This window comes from Thioclava marina (genome assembly GCF_002020135.1).
GTDB classification, from domain to species: domain Bacteria; phylum Pseudomonadota; class Alphaproteobacteria; order Rhodobacterales; family Rhodobacteraceae; genus Thioclava; species Thioclava marina.
The window spans coordinates 32217-47719 of the sequence record NZ_MPZS01000001.1; the positions used below are offsets into that span (position 1 = coordinate 32217).

The window sequence follows — 15503 nt, forward strand, 5'->3', positions numbered from 1 at the left end:
CGCACAGAAGAAACAGCAAAGGCCCGGGACTTCCCCGGGCCTTTTTCGTTGGTTCGGGCGTGCAGCCTCAATCCATCGGATGAGGCAGCTCGACCGTGAAGAGCTTGAACCGCGTTGCCTGATGACGGTTGAAGTTGTTGTCGCTTGCGGTGAGCATCGTCTCGCGCCCGCCGATGACCGGTCCGAAGGCGATATCTTCGAGATCATCCACCGCGATCCCGGGCATTCCGGGGGAAAGCTCGAACCACAGCGCCTTGTGCACGGGGTGATCGCGGATGCGGTCGATCCGGTCCTCGCCCGCGATATTGCTCGCGCCTTTTGTCGAGACCACGTAGAAGCGCACGGAATTTCCGACGCCCGCCGCATAGCCGCGCTCGACGGTCACCAGCCGACCGTCAGGCAGGGCCGCGAGCGCGGTCAGCCCGTTTGAGGCCGGACCGTCGAATTTCGTCGGGCGGGCCGGGATCGTGTCGGTGTAGTAGACATATTCCGCGCGCGGCTGCCCGGTCTCGGGATCGAGCATCAACAGCCGCACCGGGCTTTGCTCGGTATAGCTTGCGACAGGGCCGTCTTGCGCCAGCGCCTCCTCGGTCGCCGCGATCAGCGTGTGACCGTCGGGGCCGAGGTCGAGCGCGTCGATCGGGTGATCGGGCCGCACGCCATGCGCGCGCAGCCCTTGCGCGGCGAAAGCCGGGGGCAGGGGCACGGGGGCTGCGCCATCGCCTGCGCTCGATGCGGAGAAGAGTGCAGGACCTGGCCCCTCTATGTCCTCGGCGCTCCAGTAGATCCGGTCATGCGCGGGATCGACCGCGACGCCGCCCGCGCGGACCTGTGCCCCGAATGCTGCGCCATCGGGGCCGCGCAGGGGCCGCATGCCCAGAATATCGAGCCCGGAAAAACGGCCGTTCTCGACCGCGATGCGCAGATGATAAAGGCGCGGCGGGCCGTTATCGCCATGCGCGTCCGAAATCGCGACGAACTGCCCCGAGCGCGGGTCATAGGAGAGATCCGAGAGACCGCCGAACGGCACGCCCTCGATCGAGAGGCCGGTCGGCAACGTGATTTCTCCGATCAGCTCGGGCGCGGGGAGAGGGCCTGAAAACGTGGGCAACGGCGCGAGGGCAAAAGCGCAAAGCAACAGGGCAGGGCGCATCGGTCGGGCTCCTTTCGGGTCGCAGCAATGGTAGAGCCCCTGCCGCGTCTGTCTGCCGACATTCCCCTGACAACGCTTCACTTTGGCGTGGCGGGCCCGTGTCCCTGCGTGAGCGAAAACCTCTCCCGCGCTGGTGCAATTCACCCATTCGCAACGAAAATTCGATTGTGTTTCATCCTCCCGTGAAGCTATTGTCACCTTTAGTCGGCTTCGCGCAGAGCGTGCGGGGTCCACGGAATTCGCTGAGATCGGGGCAGAGGTCTCGCGCATGGCGCGAAGCAGCCCGGGCTCAACCGATTGGCCGGAAGGCCGTAAGTTTGTCTCCCTCTGCCGCATTGCGCGGGATGGAGGCCGTCAATTGGGTCCGCCCCGCCGGCAATGGCGACCGGATCTTGGAAAGAACCGCGATGATGCGTGACAGGATTTCGCTGATGGAGACGGGAAGGCCTCGGGCCACCGCCATCTGCGCGCATGTCCGCATGCTCGCCTCAAGGACAGTCCCGGCCCTGCATGCCGCCTCGCCCCCGGGCAGGCGGTCGACACGGGTCGGCCTATTGGATTTACATGGCAAAGAAGATGCTCATCGATGCCACCCACGCGGAAGAGACCCGCGTCGTGGTGGTGGACGGCAACAAGGTCGAGGAATTTGACTTTGAAACCATCAACAAACGGCAGCTCGCTGGCAATATCTACCTCGCAAAGGTAACCCGCGTCGAACCGTCGCTTCAGGCGGCCTTCGTGGATTACGGCGGAAACCGTCACGGGTTCCTCGCCTTCGCGGAAATCCACCCCGATTACTACCAGATCCCGGTTGCCGATCGCGAGGCGCTGCTCGAGGAAGAGCGTCAACTCGCCGAGGCTGCTGCCGAGGAAGAGGACAAGCCGAAGTCCTCGCGCCGTCGCCGCTCGCGCCGGTCCTCGGCAAAGGCCGAGAAGGCGACGCAGGACGATGCGGTGATCAGCTCGGAAGAGATCCCCGGCATGGCCGTGGTCGACCTGTCCGAGGGCGACGAGGCTGCGGCGGGCGAAGCTTCCGCCGAAGGCGCCGCTCCCGAGGTGCAGGCTGACGAGGCGCCCGTTGAGACCGCCGTGTCCGAAGAGGCCCCGGCCGAAGCCGACGAAGCCGCCGCGGAAGCGATCGAAGCTTCGGAAGAGGCCGACGAGGCCGAGGCTTCCGACGAAGACGAGGCCGACGCCGACGAGGAAACCGACGAGGACGCAGAGGCCGTCGAGGCCGATCACGGCATCGAATCGGTTGCCGAGGAAGACGTTCATGAGGAAATCCGCCCTGCGCGCAAACCGCGCCCGCGCCGCTACAAGATCCAGGAAGTGATCAAGGTGCGCCAGATCATGCTGGTGCAGGTCGTCAAGGAAGAGCGCGGCAACAAGGGCGCGGCGCTGACCACCTATCTCTCGCTCGCAGGCCGCTATTGCGTGCTCATGCCCAACACCGCGCGCGGTGGCGGGATCAGCCGCAAGATCACCAACGCGGCCGACCGCAAGAAGCTCAAGGAGATCGCGAGCGAACTCGACGTGCCGAAAGGCGCGGGGCTGATCGTGCGCACCGCCGGCGCGCAGCGCACCAAGACCGAGATCAAGCGCGACTACGAATACCTGATGCGCCTGTGGGAGCAGATCCGCGACCTGACGATGAAATCCATCGCACCCGCGCCGATCTACGAAGAGGGCGACCTGATCAAGCGCTCGATCCGCGACCTCTATTCGAAGGATATCGACGAGGTTCTGGTCGAGGGTGAGCGCGGCTATCGCGCGGCCAAGGACTTCATGAAGATGATCATGCCGTCCCACGCCAAGAACGTGAAGCATTACGCCGAGGCGTTGCCGCTCTTCGCGCGTCATCAGGTCGAGAGCTATCTCGGCTCGATGTTCAACCCGACCGTGCAGCTGAAATCCGGCGGTTACATCGTGATCGGCGTGACCGAGGCGCTCGTGGCGATCGACGTGAACTCGGGTCGGGCCACCAAGGAAGGCTCGATCGAGGAGACCGCGCTCAAGACCAACCTTGAGGCTGCCGAAGAGGTCGCTCGCCAGCTGCGCCTGCGCGATCTCGCGGGTCTGATCGTGATCGATTTCATCGACATGGAAGAGCGCAAGAACAACAACGCGGTCGAGAAGCGTCTGAAGGACAAGCTGAAGACCGACCGCGCGCGCATCCAGGTCGGTCGCATCTCGGGCTTCGGCCTGCTGGAAATGAGCCGCCAGCGCCTGCGTCCGGGGATGATCGAATCGACGACCCAACCCTGTCCGCATTGCCACGGCACCGGCCTTATCCGTTCGGATGACAGCCTTGCGCTGACCGTGCTGCGCGCGATCGAGGAAGAAGGGACGCGCAAGCGCGCCCGCGAGGTTCTCGTGCGCGCGCCGGTGGCGGTCGCGAATTACCTGATGAACGCCAAGCGCGAGCATGTCGCGAACATCGAGGCGCGTTACGGCCTGTCGGTCCGCATCGAGGCGGCGCCGGAACTCGTCTCGCCCGATTTCACCATCGAAAAGTTCAAGACCGCAACCCGCTTCGTGCCCGAAGTGACCAGCCCGGTCGTTTCGGCCTCCGCGAGCCTGATGGCCGAGATCGACGAGATGGAGGATGAGGTCGAGGAAGAAGACGAGACCGAGGCCGAGGTCGAGACCCCGGAGGTCGAGTCGGACGCCGAGGACCAGCCCAAGAAGAAGCGCCGTCGTCGTCGTCGCCGCAAGAAGCCGAACGGCGATCAGGCAGAGTTCAACGGATCCGAGGAGGGTTCGGACGAGGAAGGCGCGGAGAGCGACGCCGAGACCGAAGAGATCGCCGAGGAAACCGCTCCGGCCGACGCCGAGCCTGCCGAAGCAGCCGAGGCTGCGCCGGTCGAGGAAGAGGCGCCCAAGCCCAAGCGCCGTTCGCGTTCGCGCAAGAAGGCGGAGCCTGCCGAGGCTGAGGTGACCGAAACCGCGACGACCGAGGCTGAGGCCGAGGCTGCGACGGAAGAAAAGCCCAAGCGCCGGACCCGTACGCGCAAGAAAAAGGAACCCGAAGCCGAGGCTCAGGCCGCGGTCGAGGGATCTGACGCGGTGGCCGAAGTCTCCGAAGAGGCACCGAAGCCGAAGCGTCGCACCCGCTCGCGCAAGAAAGTCGAGGAACCGGTCGCCGAGGCCGAACCCGAAACGCCTGCGCCCGAGACCCCCGAGCCCGACGCTCCTGTCGAGCCGGTCGAGACGCCCGAACCGGATGCTCCGGTCGAGACGCCCGAGCCCAGCCCGGAAGAGGCGCCGGACGTGACCCCCGAGGAGACGCCCGTGGCCCCCGAGCCAGAGACACCCTTCGAGGAGCCCGTCGAGATGCCCCAGCCCGACGCGCCGGTAGAGATCCCGACGATGAGCGTCGAAGGCGAGGGGGAGGTTCTCGTCGAGGATGACACCAAGCCCAAACGTCGCGGCTGGTGGAGCCGGGGCTGAGAGCTCTGAAATGACGAAGGCCGGGCAGAGCGCCCGGCCTTTTTCTTTTGCGCGGCCGCGATCAGGCGGCTTGCGTCGCGCGTGCCCGGCTCAATTGCAGGGCTGCCCACGCGGCCTCTCGGCCCTTCTCGACGAAATGGGCGCGGAAGATGCGTCCGTGATGCTCGGTCTCTTGGTAATGATGCGGCGTCAGCGAGACCGAGAGCACCGGAACCCCGGTCTCCAGCCCCACCTGCATCAGGCCGTTGACCACCGCCTGCGCGACGAAGTCATGGCGATAGATCCCGCCATCGACCACGAACGCGGCTGCGGCAATCGCGCCATAGCGTCCACTTCGCGCCAATTCCTGCGCGCGCAGAGGTAACTCGAACGCCCCCGGCACATCGAAGACATCGACCTGTGCGGCGGGGATCTCGTGCAAGAACCCGACCAATGCCTGATCGACGATGTCGGCATGCCAGCTGGCCTTGATGAAAGCGTAACGGGTGTGTGTCATCGTGAACTCCTTTTCGTGCGACACGTCACCCAAGGCGATCACAGGCAGACCTTCCCGCCCGCAAGGCGGGCCGGGTCGGCTGCTGCTCTCTTTCATCCGGACTATGACCGTCGGCTCAGGCCTCGCACCTGATCTGCTGACCCTCTCACGACGGAGAGGCGCTCGCGGGCTCGCAAGGGATCACCCCCGCATACCGCCGGTGGGGAATTTCGCCCCGCCCTGAGAGTGAGCGAAGAGTTTCACGCAAGGGCCGCGATGGCAAGGGGAGCGGTTCAGCCCTTGCGCACGTAATAGACCTTGAGGCCTTCCCAGTCCTCGGCATCAAGCAGTTTGTGGCCCGATTGCGCACAGAAATGAGGGACATCGACCCATGACGCGCCATCGGTCGCCGCAAGCCGCACAACCGCGCCGGAGCTGGCCGTTTCCAGCGCCTTGCGCAACCGCAGGACGGGCAGGGGGCAAAGCAGACCCCGGGCGTCAATATCGATGTCGGCGTGCATGACTCGCGCTTTAGGCCCGGCGCGCGGATTTGTCCACGCGGATGTTATCTCACGACCCGGTGACCGCGCCCGCGCAATCAGCTAGAGGAGAGATATGTTTGGAATCGATCTCGTCTCCGCCGCCTTCCTGCCCGCCGCCTTCGTGGCGCTTTTCGCGGGTCTTTTGTCCTTCCTGAGCCCCTGCGTGCTGCCGATCGTGCCGCCCTACCTGGCCTATATGGGCGGGGTCACGATGGGCGATCTGCGCGAGGGCAAGCGTTCGGCGGTGGTGCCGGCGATCTTCTTCGTACTGGGCCTGTCGACGGTGTTCCTCTTCATGGGATTTGCCGCCTCTACCTTCGGGCGGTTCTTCCTGACCAATCAGGTGCTCTTCGGACGGATCGCGGGCGGGGTGATCGTGATCCTCGGGCTGCATTTCCTCGGTCTTTTCCGCATTCCGATCCTCGATCGCGAGGCGCGGCTCGATGCGGGAGATCGCGGTGGCTCCTCGCTTGGCGCCTATGTGCTGGGGCTCGCCTTCGCCTTCGGCTGGACGCCCTGCATCGGCCCGCAACTCGGAGCGATCCTGTCGCTCGCCGCTCAGGGCGGAGACCAGATGCGCGGCACCGCGCTGCTGGCGATCTACGCGATGGGGCTGGGCATTCCTTTCCTGCTCGCCGCGATCTTCATCCAGCGCGCGATCGGGGTGATGAACCGGCTGAAGAAATACATGGGTGTGATCGAGAAGACGATGGGCGCGCTTCTGGTGATCGTCGGCCTGTTGCTTCTGACCAATGCTTTCTCGACGATCAGTTTCTGGTTGCTTGATACCTTCCCCGGCCTCGCGAAGCTAGGCTGACCTCCGGCAAGAGGGGGCGCTGCCCCCTCGGCGCGTTCCGCGCCTCACCCCCGGGATATTTTCGCCAATTCGAAGGTGCGAAGCGTCGTCTGAACCAGAACCGGCATTTTGAGATCGGGCGGGACAGGCGCGGACATCGATGACCGCCCAGGTCGGGTTTACGCGGATCCCCGCCTCGCTGCGGATCGCAGTCGGGCAGGTCCTCATTTCTTCGAATTGGAAGAAATATCCCGGGGGTGAATTTTCCTGAAAGGAAAAGAGGGGGCAGCGCCCCCTGTCTGACCGATAGTTGCCTCGTAGCACTGAAAATATCGACGATACTCGGCGTAAGGCCCCCCGCGGAAAGCAAAGCGCCGAGATCAGAAACGATCTCGGCGGCAAGCGCATCGGGTGCGTCAGGGTCGGGTCTCAACTCGACCCGCCTTATTAGTTCTCGGAGGTGCTCGTTGGCCTGGTGAACGAGCTCTGGGACGGCGAGCAGTGTCTCGAGTTCCTGCACGGCGCGCGCAAAGAGCGCGGCACTGTCGGTCGGAAGTTGCGGCAGGACCGCGCGGGTCTCTTGATGCTGAGTCAGCTCAGCTTCGAGATCGGCGATGTCGCGTTCGAGGTCTTCGGCGCGCGCTCTGTAGGCGCTGTACGGTGCACCTTGCTCAATGGCATCGAAGATCCGCCGGCGGCTCGTGCGGGCTTTCTTAAGACGCCGCTCGAGCCGCGTTGCGGTATCTGCGCCCTGGGCGCTCGCCAGCGTCTTATACTCCGCCTTGAGCGCGGCGTCGAAGCTTGCAGCTAGTTCCGGCGTCAGAAAGGAGCCCCGAAGCTTCGAGAAGATACGAGCCTCGATCCGGTCTCGGTGGATGGTCGTCTTGTTGTTGCACGCGCCTTTGCGGGCTTCACGGCATCCAAAATGCGTTCGACCAACTTTTATGTAAGTCGCGCCACAGCAGCCGCAGACCAGCAGACCGCTCAGTAGGTGCTTGCTGCGCCGGGCCCCGACGGGGTTACCCTTGCTTTTAGCTTTTCCGGCTTGGGTCGCCAGCTGCGTTTCTACTCGCTTCCATAGATCTTGATCGATGATCCGCAGCGCCGGGACCTCGATCTCCGCGGCCGCGCTCGGGGTCTCGTAGACCTCTTTGCTGCCAGTTTCGGGATGATAGCGGCGTGACGTCTTCGCGACGCTTGCAATGCCAATATAGAGGCGGTTGCGCAGCATGCCTTCAAACCGCGCCGGATTCCCTCGGATCGTGCTTATGTCCCAGGTGCCGCCGCGCGGGGCCGGAATGCCATCGTGATTTAGCCGCTTCACGATCGCTTGGGTCGAATGCCCGTCGGCGAATTCGCTAAAGATGCGGCGCACGATCTCCGCCTCCTCGGGGTCGATCTCGCGGTTGAGCCCTTCGTCGCCGTCACGCTTGCGGTAGCCATAAGCACTCGTGTGAAGCCGTTTCCGGGTGAGCCCCTGCACCATGCCACGGCGCGTGTGTTCGCCAATCATCTGCGCATAAAGCTGCGCGCCGAGCGCGTTGATCAGAACCTTAAAAAAGTCCTGCTGACCTTCAGCGACAGAGTAAAGCTCGGCCTGCTGGAACTGAAACAGCTCGTAGTGATTGAGCGCGTCCGCGATCTTGCGGGTGAGGCGGTCTATAGCTTCAATGACGATCGCATCGACCTGCCGCGCATTGACAGCAGCGCACAGCGCCTGGAGGCCTTCGCGGCGGGTATTGCGGCCCGATTTCTCGTAATCCGTGAAACGATGGGTCACCACCCAGCCGCGCTCGGCTGCAAAACGCTCCGCCATGGCGACCTGATCGTCGATCGACGTTTGTTTCTGGAGACCGGAGCTGTAGCGAGCATAGATTGCGACGCGTTTCGTCATTGTGCTTCTTCCTTTCGAGGCGCGGCGGGGCTGTTGGCGGGGATCGCATTCGCAAGATCCCGGACAACTGCGCGCGCCAGAAGTCGGGCGATCGCGTTGCAGGCTGGGGGCACGATCGTCGCTTTATCGGGCGTATCGTTGGCAGCGGTAATGGGGGCGGATGGCATGGCAAGCTCCTTAATAGCGTGGTCCTACTAAGGAAGCTGGGTTCATAGGTCAGAGCGCGGAAACGCGATCACGAAAAAACTGAAATTTGCTATGGCAAAAGGTCGGCATGAAGCTCGAGTTCAATGCGAACGAACCCGACCTTCGCCCTCGCCTCACGGGCGGACACGCGCTCAAAAGGGCGGAGAGCGGTCGTTCGCTGCGCCGGTCACGAACAGTAACTATGCATAGGAAAGCGGACTTTGCATAGTCAGTCGCAGCCAGCTTGAAAACTGCGCAGGGTGAAGCTTTGGGCAAATTCTTGCAGGAAAGGTCGACGCCTAGAAAAAACCTACGCCATGGATTGCTTCACCAGTTCCGGCAGGCCGCGCCTTATCCTCTTGTATGAATTGGGAAGCCCTCGTGGTTGTAGCTCCCTGGTCGTCCCAAGGACGGAGTCCTGACGTTTCAGTTGCTTTCTGCGATTAACTAGAATGCCTTCAGATGAACGTTCCGCGGCGGGCAACCCCAGTCGATCAAATAGAATGGTCTTCGCCGTCTCTGAGCCGACAAGGTCAATGTCCATCGACCACCGGAAACAGAATACGCCAACGGCTTCAAGCACCTGCATGGCGCGCGAATGGTTAGAGAAAAAGTATTCGAGCAGTTGCTCCCTCGCCGCCACATCGGGCAACATTTCTTCGATAAGGCAGGTGCCCTTATATTCCCGCTTATATCGAGGGAAACCTTTGGTATCACGGCTTGTTGACAAATCGTCGTGCAGGTAGGGCAGGAAATAGTCCTTGTCTACAACGGAAGCGAAATTGATCCTCAGTTCTTTAAGCAGATAAAAGGCGTGCGGTATTGAGTCGACGCTATCCAGGCTGATGATCGAGACACTGTGCTGGGCAAAATTTAGCCCGCCGTCCTCCGCCAAATAGCGCACCAGCTCCGCGTCGATCGGCCCCTCGGTGAGGATCACGTAGTCGGCGAAGAAGAACTCGGAATTTCGCCGGCGATGAAAGTTATAGTATCTCTCCCTATCAATGCCCTTTTCCGCCCAGAAGCCGCTCGGCAGCTGGGTTACGGTGATTTCAAACCCCCTGGTGCTGGAAGCGACCCGGCGGCATAGCACGACCTCCTCGTGCTCTAGACTGTCGAGCATCACGGTCGAGTGGGTCGTGAAAAGCACCTGAAGCGGGAGTTCCTTTAGTGCCGCGAGCAGTGACCGCTGAGCTTGTGGGTGCAGATTCTGCTCCGGCTCTTCGACTCCCAAGATGTATGTTCCGCCCAATGAGTCGGCCAGATAAGAGTAGAGGCCTATTGCCGCAAGGCTCTGGGTGCCGCTCCCACAGTCGGAAATGTCCACCGATGTCGTGCCGTCCACGACGCGCAGAACCAGGTCCTGGATCAAGAGGCTGTAGTCGGGGGGCGATGAATAGTCCAATTCAAACTCGAAAGCGCCGTTGAGGTGGGTGAGACCTCGTAGGTGCTTGCTCAGACCCTTGAAGGTCCGCTCCTTGATAATCGATGTGGCGTCTGCCACCTTCGGGGAAATGTTGTCCCTCTTCTTGGTGTAATCCTTTACCCAGGTCCTTACCGCAGCTTGAAGGATGCTTTCTTTGCCCCAGTGGAAGACCGTTTCGGTGCGGCCCACTGGAATGTAGACATAGCGAATGTGGGTTTTCAGAGTTTCTAGGAAACCTTGCGGAGGCGTCTGCCAAACCCCGTTGCTAAACAGCTCCCAGTTGGCCGTCTTTTTGTACTTCAATCGAATCCGTACACTGCTGCCGCCAGCGGTTGTCCTCGGCAAATCGCACGCTGCTGGGACGTCTGCAAACTCTAGATCGATGATAGCCGTCGATGTCTTCTGGAAAGCATGCCTAGATGCTTCGAAATGCTCCCGTTCATCTTGAAAGTTGAAGAAGGCATTGAGCGCCCTCAAGATCGAAGACTTGCCGCCACTGTTCTGGCCTACGAGAGCAAGCTCCGTTCCCACATCGATCTCAGCTTTCCGAATGCCCCTGAATTTCTCAAGGCGTACTTTCGCTAGTTTCAAAATATCCTCACATGCAAACTGCTTTTCTGCGCCACCGACTTTCACGCAGCAGATATGATAGTCTGCCATTGAGTTTGGCGCAGTTGCGTCAAGGGAGCAATGAGCGAGCGGCGAAACGTTTCCGGCTCATGGAGCGGATCGCCCAATGCGGTGAGCTGGGCCGCAAAGAACCTGCTGACGATGCCGGCAGCAACGAGCTGTTTCCAGACATTGGCTGTGGGCTGCACGAACGGCTGGTTCAGTGACGCCCGCAGTCCGCTCGTGATGCAACGCGCCACTCTTTCGCGAGGAGCGGCCTCCGACATTACGTATATTCCCGCGCCCCAACCCGAGCGGTCGAACTTCGGCTCCACGAGTGACTACGAAACAGCTAAGAGATCGAAGAAATCTGTTTGCTTTGCGCCGATTTCACCAAGAATACGTTCTTTGGTTCTCGGACTTCTGAACATCTGGTAGTGGGCAACCGCTTTCTGCTGACTGCAAGCTGCCGCTACACGACGAATGGCCTCCTCTACTAGAGCAAGTGCGGCGTCTCCTTCGGGCAATTCTGGTTTTTGGGACTTTACATGGAGCAGTTTACAAGCAAAGAGAATAAACCACTGCCCATAGACTAAGTATTGGTGCTCGTGTCCGCTTTCTGGCGAGGACCCAAATTTTGCTTGGTAGGCGTCGCGAAGCCCTTCGATGATTCCGTAAATCCGATAGAGCTTGATCAGCTCATCAATATTCTCGCGGCCGCCAAAAACTTGCCTGAAGCGGGCATCAAAAATTGAATCTGATTCCGTTTTGGCCCGATCAGGCTCCCTGAGGTCAAACGACAAGATGATCTGCCCCAACTTCAGAGCGTCGACCCTCTTATCGTCTGGCTGGTCAGAGTGCATATTCTTCTTGCGCTCGAAGAAATAGCCCTTCTCCTTGAACGCAAGCTCCAGCTTTTTCAGGACTTCATGATTCGACATGAGGTCACGACTTTGAATCCGTGCCTGGCTGTTGGTCGCAACCGCCACCCTTTCCGCAATATCTGACCTATCGGTTGCATACATGCGCACCATTACGACAACATCAGACAACGCCTCAGGATCAGTCCGCGCAGCTTCAACCAGTGAGTGCGAGGTTTGCGCACCATTGACGATCTGAAAGTCTTTGAAAACCAGTTTGGGGTTGGTATGCCCTTTGTTGTAGGAAAAGCTCTTGCAGGTAATCGTGACGCCATTATTCAGATACCAAAACAGGTAGCTATCGTTTGAGGTAGCTGTCGAGATAATAGCCTGATTGAATCCGCCCTTGGCGCCGAGAAACACCCGCAGGTTGTCATCAAATATGTGGCGTTTGATAGTTTCGCCGTCATCCTCGGTAATCAGTTCAACAAAAGACATTGCATCAATCGACGCAATCGCCCCTCGAACATCACCATCCGAACGCTCCAAAATTTCTCGTCCAATGACCTGCAGCTGACCGTCTTCACGCGCCCGGCCTTCGCCTGCCATAGCTTGAATGACGCTGAGACCGCCATAAAACTCAAACGAAACGGATGGATGTGACGCCTTTATGCTCTCGGTGATGCCTAAGGCGGAGGTCGCGAAACCTTCGCCATTCGAACAGAAGATGGCCTTATAGCGGCAGATCTTGCCTTTGTCGTGGAGTTCCCAGATCCGCCGAACGGCTTCTTGAAGCCGAAAGTTCCCGCTGTTCGCCAACCCATCTGACTTGTCGAATAATTCGTTGAGAAAGAGGGAAACCTTTAAAATCTCCGTGTCATTAATTGTCTTATGGCAAGTGCTTTGGCTCTCTCGATATTTCGACTGGAATAGGAAGACTTCTGCAGTGCTTTCGCGTTCGATGATGTGAATCGCATCTACCCCACGATCGTCAGGTCCATCGGTGATGATTTCCTGCAACTGATCATCAAGACCGGGAAAAATCTGCTCTAGAACAATTGCAAGAAATCCCACTGTTTTCTTGGCAAACTGATGCTTCTCGCAGGTCTTCGACACGCGAGCGTCGATGATATCCCAATCCATCTTTGAAATCGGATTCATGGTGTAGTTTAACCCTCAAAATGAGATCGATACTTCCGTGCCGCAAAAGAGTTCAGAAAGTTCCGTCTACTACGAACTTCGTTATTCTGAGTCGGCCATAATTCGTTGATAGCCTACTGCACTACCGCGAAATTGTCAGCGGACATAACAAGCTGAATCTACTAGTGATTTTCGACCGCCTCCTTCAATCGACCTTCCCAAGCCGTGTATGCTGCAGTCTGACGCACCTGCCTTTGGAGGCAGGAGGAGAGTACGCATGTCCACACGGAGAAGATAAGAAGCGGCTAGCTAGGTCAAGATTCTGCGAACGACCGGTTTGATAGGCCGCACTCAGCGGGCGGGCTTGTGCTGGATGTCAGCTCTGGGCCGCTAGAAGCCGTCCCGCGCCGAGCATCGTGCAAACCAACAGTCTTGAAAACCGCGTCGCTTGGATTGGAGCGAATGTGGGCGCGCCGGTTCCGGTTGAGTTTGGAGCATATGCGGAAAGGATTTGTTGGCGCGCCCAGGCGGATTACCACCGCCATCTCTTCGAGCCCGTTCGGCGTCATATCTTCATCATGCGGCTTGCTGGATGCTGGTCGCGCGCTCGGCGCCGAAAGCAACGGCCATGCTATAGGAGGCATTGATTGCGTCCCGCAGTCGACGCATCGACCTATCGAGCTCTTGTGCAAACCCTTCCTCGGGGTCGACCCGCGCGAGGTGACGCAGAAGATCGGCGCCCACCTCGCGGAATTCCTCACCGACTACGTCGCCTTCGGTCACAAGTCGCTCGCAGACATCCCGATCGCGCTCTGCGCCCCGGAGTGTCTCTGCCGGCAGCGCATCGAGAGCGTCGATTGCCTCGCGCGCCATGGTGTTCAAAGTGTCGATCCGGTTCGGTTGCTGAAACATCGGACATCCTTTCAAAGCTGAACTGCGGGCGCTGCGGCCCTCATCGAGGGGCCGCAGCGGTTGCGGTTCAGCCGATCCCATTAGGATCATTCTGCGCGATCGCGAAATCACGCATCGCAGCGCATCTCGCCGAGCGCATCGAGCGCCTTCTGCGCCCAATATGCTTGCCCCTCGAGCTGCGTGCGGATCCCTCTCAGATCTGTCGCGACGGCGCGCATCGCGAGATGCGGCGGGGCTTCTTCGACGGAGAAACGCGGTCCAAGGCGCATGTATCCGTCTTCGAGATAGACCCACTCGAGATCGTCATCGAGCGCGATAAGTGCCCTCGTGATCAGCGTTCGGGTCCGGCCGTTGGCTTCCGTCAGGCGACCAAAGAGTGAAATGTCTTCGAAGCCAGTGAAAAGCATCCAGTCTTCGAGAAGCGGCGCGTTCTCGAGATCTTTCGAGGACGGCTTCGCGGTCGCTCCGTGAACGACGTTTGCGAGCACATTGCGCTCTTTGCGGAGTTGTTCGGCGGTGAGCTCGGAGGGGTGTTTATCGTGGGTCATGGGTAATCTTTCGAAGGAATTGGGGGGCAGGAGACGAAGCAGGGCTGCAAGATCCGTCCGCCTCGGTCAGAAGGCGGACGGACGCTGCAGCCCCGATCGGGGGCGCGCTTTAAGGTTGGATGAGAGGTTTCGGGCGGTAGATCGCGACACGCGGCCTCAGTCGCGACCGGACTTCGCGCGGTGCGGTTGCGAGCAGCTTCTCGACCGCCTCGAATTGTTCGCGCTGCGCGGGTCCGAGGCGCCCGATACGAGCATTGCGCTCGAACAGGTCGGACCCAGTTGCGATGAAGAGCCGGTGCGAGGCGCGGAACATCGTGGGGCGATAGAGCCCGCAAGCAGCAGCTTGATCGTCATCAGCAATGACGATGTCATCTTCGCGCAGGAGCCGACCCTCCGGGCTGACACCCGGCGCGACGATGTTCATCGGTGCATCACCGATCAGCCCGCGCGAGAGGAGCAAGCAAGGACGCGTGCCAGGCGGGATGTCGAACTCGCCATCACGTTTGCGGTCGGAGCCGTAGGGGAAGCGCATCAGGAAGATATCGCCGGGTTTGAGCTGTCCACCGGGGAGCAGCCGAAGGTATCGATCGTGGAGCATGAGTGCCTCGTGTCGTTGAAAAGAAGAACGACGCGCGGAACCTCACCAACGAACCCCGATACGCGGCCGCGGGGCTTGGCTTGATTGCGTGCGTCGAAGACGCAGCACGCAAGCAAGACATGCGCCGAGGCCTGCCGTCCCGCGACCCATTGATCGCCCGCCTGCGGGCAGATCGCACGGATGCAGGGGAGAGCGTCGAGAGGGGTGGCATCCCTCTCGACCCGCCGGAGGCGCCGGGAGAGTTCGGAGAGGGTGGCGGCGCCTCTTCGATCCGTCGGAAGGACGCCGAGAGGGCCCGGGGAGATTGGCGAAGGTCTCCCCGGTCCGCCGGACGGGCGCCTTAGGGTGCAGGGAAAGTGGCGAACGATCCCTGCCCTGGGGGTTTGGGGGATGTGGAGCTTCCCCCATGCGGCGCGCAGCGGCGCCGGGTCTGGGGCTGTGCCCCAGCGAACGCACGGGACGCGCTATCGACCGGAGGACGATTGCGCGGGCCGTCTAGTGAGTAGAGGGCCCTACGCACCCGTTGCGCGAAGGCGTGTGGACCGACGGTGTGAGTCGGGCAGCTGCGTTCGGATGGAGGGGGCTGTCCAGTTGCTAAGAAGGAAGGCCGACGAGGAATGTCATCTGCATCAGACTTCCTCGATCGGCCCAGAGCTGCCGCACAAGTTGGAGCCAACTGCTGCGATGCAGCGTTCCCAAAGCGGACGTCCAGGCCCAAATCCAGGTACCATCGATTCAGGGTTAAGATAGATGTCAACAAGCATCTTTACCGCGCGACCAGTACGATCCGCCACTAATACTTATGTATTGTTGTTGGTAGTAGTTGATGTTGAATGCTAAAAAAATGTACGGACGCGGATAGTTAGGGACGAGGCAGAATAGTGTCGCGGCAGATTAAAACAGATTGCTAGCAC

12 protein-coding genes and 1 riboswitch are annotated in these 15503 nt (G+C 60.6%); of the genes, 2 read left to right on the forward strand and 10 right to left on the reverse strand.

What is annotated here, in order from left to right; genetic code table 11:
* Nucleotides 1-67 precede the first annotated feature (67 nt).
* Nucleotides 68-1153, reverse strand: coding sequence for an esterase-like activity of phytase family protein (locus BMG00_RS00195; RefSeq protein WP_158521656.1), 1086 nt, complete (start codon nt 1151-1153; stop codon nt 68-70).
* Between the two features lie 564 nt (nt 1154-1717).
* Between BMG00_RS00195 and BMG00_RS00200 the strand changes: the two genes are divergently transcribed.
* Nucleotides 1718-4603 (forward strand): Rne/Rng family ribonuclease, encoded by a 2886-nt coding sequence (locus BMG00_RS00200; RefSeq protein WP_078573029.1) that lies wholly within the window; start codon nt 1718-1720, stop codon nt 4601-4603.
* A 61-nt stretch (nt 4604-4664) separates the two neighbouring features.
* Here the strand turns inward: BMG00_RS00200 and BMG00_RS00205 are convergent, their stop codons facing one another.
* Complete coding sequence (locus BMG00_RS00205; protein ID WP_281251055.1) at nt 4665-5195, reverse strand: 6,7-dimethyl-8-ribityllumazine synthase; 531 nt, start codon at nt 5193-5195, stop codon at nt 4665-4667.
* Nucleotides 5180-5330: riboswitch (FMN riboswitch) on the reverse strand. It overlaps the preceding gene by 16 nt.
* A gap of 41 nt (nt 5331-5371) precedes the next feature.
* Nucleotides 5372-5599: a sulfurtransferase TusA family protein gene (locus BMG00_RS00210; RefSeq protein WP_078527359.1), complete on the reverse strand. Its 228-nt coding sequence runs from the start codon at nt 5597-5599 to the stop codon at nt 5372-5374.
* 94 nt (nt 5600-5693) lie between these two features.
* Between BMG00_RS00210 and BMG00_RS00215 the strand changes: the two genes are divergently transcribed.
* Nucleotides 5694-6437: a cytochrome c biogenesis CcdA family protein gene (locus BMG00_RS00215; protein WP_078527361.1), complete on the forward strand. Its 744-nt coding sequence runs from the start codon at nt 5694-5696 to the stop codon at nt 6435-6437.
* Here the strand turns inward: BMG00_RS00215 and BMG00_RS00220 are convergent.
* The 7 genes from BMG00_RS00220 to BMG00_RS00245 form a co-directional block, all read right to left on the reverse strand.
* Nucleotides 6388-8310, reverse strand: a complete 1923-nt coding sequence (locus tag BMG00_RS00220; RefSeq protein WP_078573030.1) for a recombinase family protein — start codon at nt 8308-8310, stop codon at nt 6388-6390. The genes BMG00_RS00215 and BMG00_RS00220 overlap by 50 nt on opposite strands.
* A gap of 496 nt (nt 8311-8806) precedes the next feature.
* Nucleotides 8807-10582, reverse strand: coding sequence for an ATP-dependent nuclease (locus BMG00_RS00225; RefSeq protein ID WP_078573031.1), 1776 nt, complete (start codon nt 10580-10582; stop codon nt 8807-8809).
* Nucleotides 10555-10818, reverse strand: coding sequence for a hypothetical protein (locus BMG00_RS17440; protein ID WP_146642508.1), 264 nt, complete (start codon nt 10816-10818; stop codon nt 10555-10557). The genes BMG00_RS00225 and BMG00_RS17440 overlap by 28 nt, the downstream gene beginning before the upstream one ends.
* 54 nt (nt 10819-10872) lie before the next feature.
* Nucleotides 10873-12534 carry an AIPR family protein gene (locus BMG00_RS00230; RefSeq protein ID WP_211274107.1) on the reverse strand — a complete coding sequence of 554 codons (1662 nt, stop codon included), beginning with the start codon at nt 12532-12534 and terminating at the stop codon, nt 10873-10875.
* A gap of 573 nt (nt 12535-13107) precedes the next feature.
* A complete protein-coding gene (locus BMG00_RS00235; protein ID WP_078573033.1) occupies nt 13108-13443 on the reverse strand; it encodes a hypothetical protein in 336 nt (111 codons plus the stop codon).
* A gap of 107 nt (nt 13444-13550) precedes the next feature.
* Complete coding sequence (locus BMG00_RS00240) at nt 13551-13991, reverse strand: hypothetical protein (RefSeq protein ID WP_078573034.1); 441 nt, start codon at nt 13989-13991, stop codon at nt 13551-13553.
* Between the two features lie 109 nt (nt 13992-14100).
* On the reverse strand, nt 14101-14589 hold the full coding sequence (locus tag BMG00_RS00245) for a hypothetical protein (protein ID WP_078573035.1): 489 nt from the start codon (nt 14587-14589) through the stop codon (nt 14101-14103).
* Nucleotides 14590-15503 lie beyond the last annotated feature (914 nt).

Excerpts from the sequence above, each read along its gene's own strand:
- BMG00_RS17440 (WP_146642508.1), bottom strand. The coding sequence starts at position 10,818 with ATGTCGGAGGCCGCTCCTCGCGAAAGAGTGGCGCGTTGCATCACGAGC.
- BMG00_RS00230 (WP_211274107.1), bottom strand. The coding sequence starts at position 12,534 with ATGGATTGGGATATCATCGACGCTCGCGTGTCGAAGACCTGCGAGAAG.
- BMG00_RS00200 (WP_078573029.1), top strand. The coding sequence starts at position 1,718 with ATGGCAAAGAAGATGCTCATCGATGCCACCCACGCGGAAGAGACCCGC.
- BMG00_RS00215 (WP_078527361.1), top strand. The coding sequence starts at position 5,694 with ATGTTTGGAATCGATCTCGTCTCCGCCGCCTTCCTGCCCGCCGCCTTC.
- BMG00_RS00205 (WP_281251055.1), bottom strand. The coding sequence starts at position 5,195 with ATGAAAGAGAGCAGCAGCCGACCCGGCCCGCCTTGCGGGCGGGAAGGT.
- BMG00_RS00245 (WP_078573035.1), bottom strand. The coding sequence starts at position 14,589 with ATGCTCCACGATCGATACCTTCGGCTGCTCCCCGGTGGACAGCTCAAA.
- BMG00_RS00225 (WP_078573031.1), bottom strand. The coding sequence starts at position 10,582 with ATGGCAGACTATCATATCTGCTGCGTGAAAGTCGGTGGCGCAGAAAAG.
- BMG00_RS00240 (WP_078573034.1), bottom strand. The coding sequence starts at position 13,991 with ATGACCCACGATAAACACCCCTCCGAGCTCACCGCCGAACAACTCCGC.
- BMG00_RS00210 (WP_078527359.1), bottom strand. The coding sequence starts at position 5,599 with ATGCACGCCGACATCGATATTGACGCCCGGGGTCTGCTTTGCCCCCTG.
- BMG00_RS00220 (WP_078573030.1), bottom strand. The coding sequence starts at position 8,310 with ATGACGAAACGCGTCGCAATCTATGCTCGCTACAGCTCCGGTCTCCAG.
- BMG00_RS00235 (WP_078573033.1), bottom strand. The coding sequence starts at position 13,443 with ATGTTTCAGCAACCGAACCGGATCGACACTTTGAACACCATGGCGCGC.
- BMG00_RS00195 (WP_158521656.1), bottom strand. The coding sequence starts at position 1,153 with ATGCGCCCTGCCCTGTTGCTTTGCGCTTTTGCCCTCGCGCCGTTGCCC.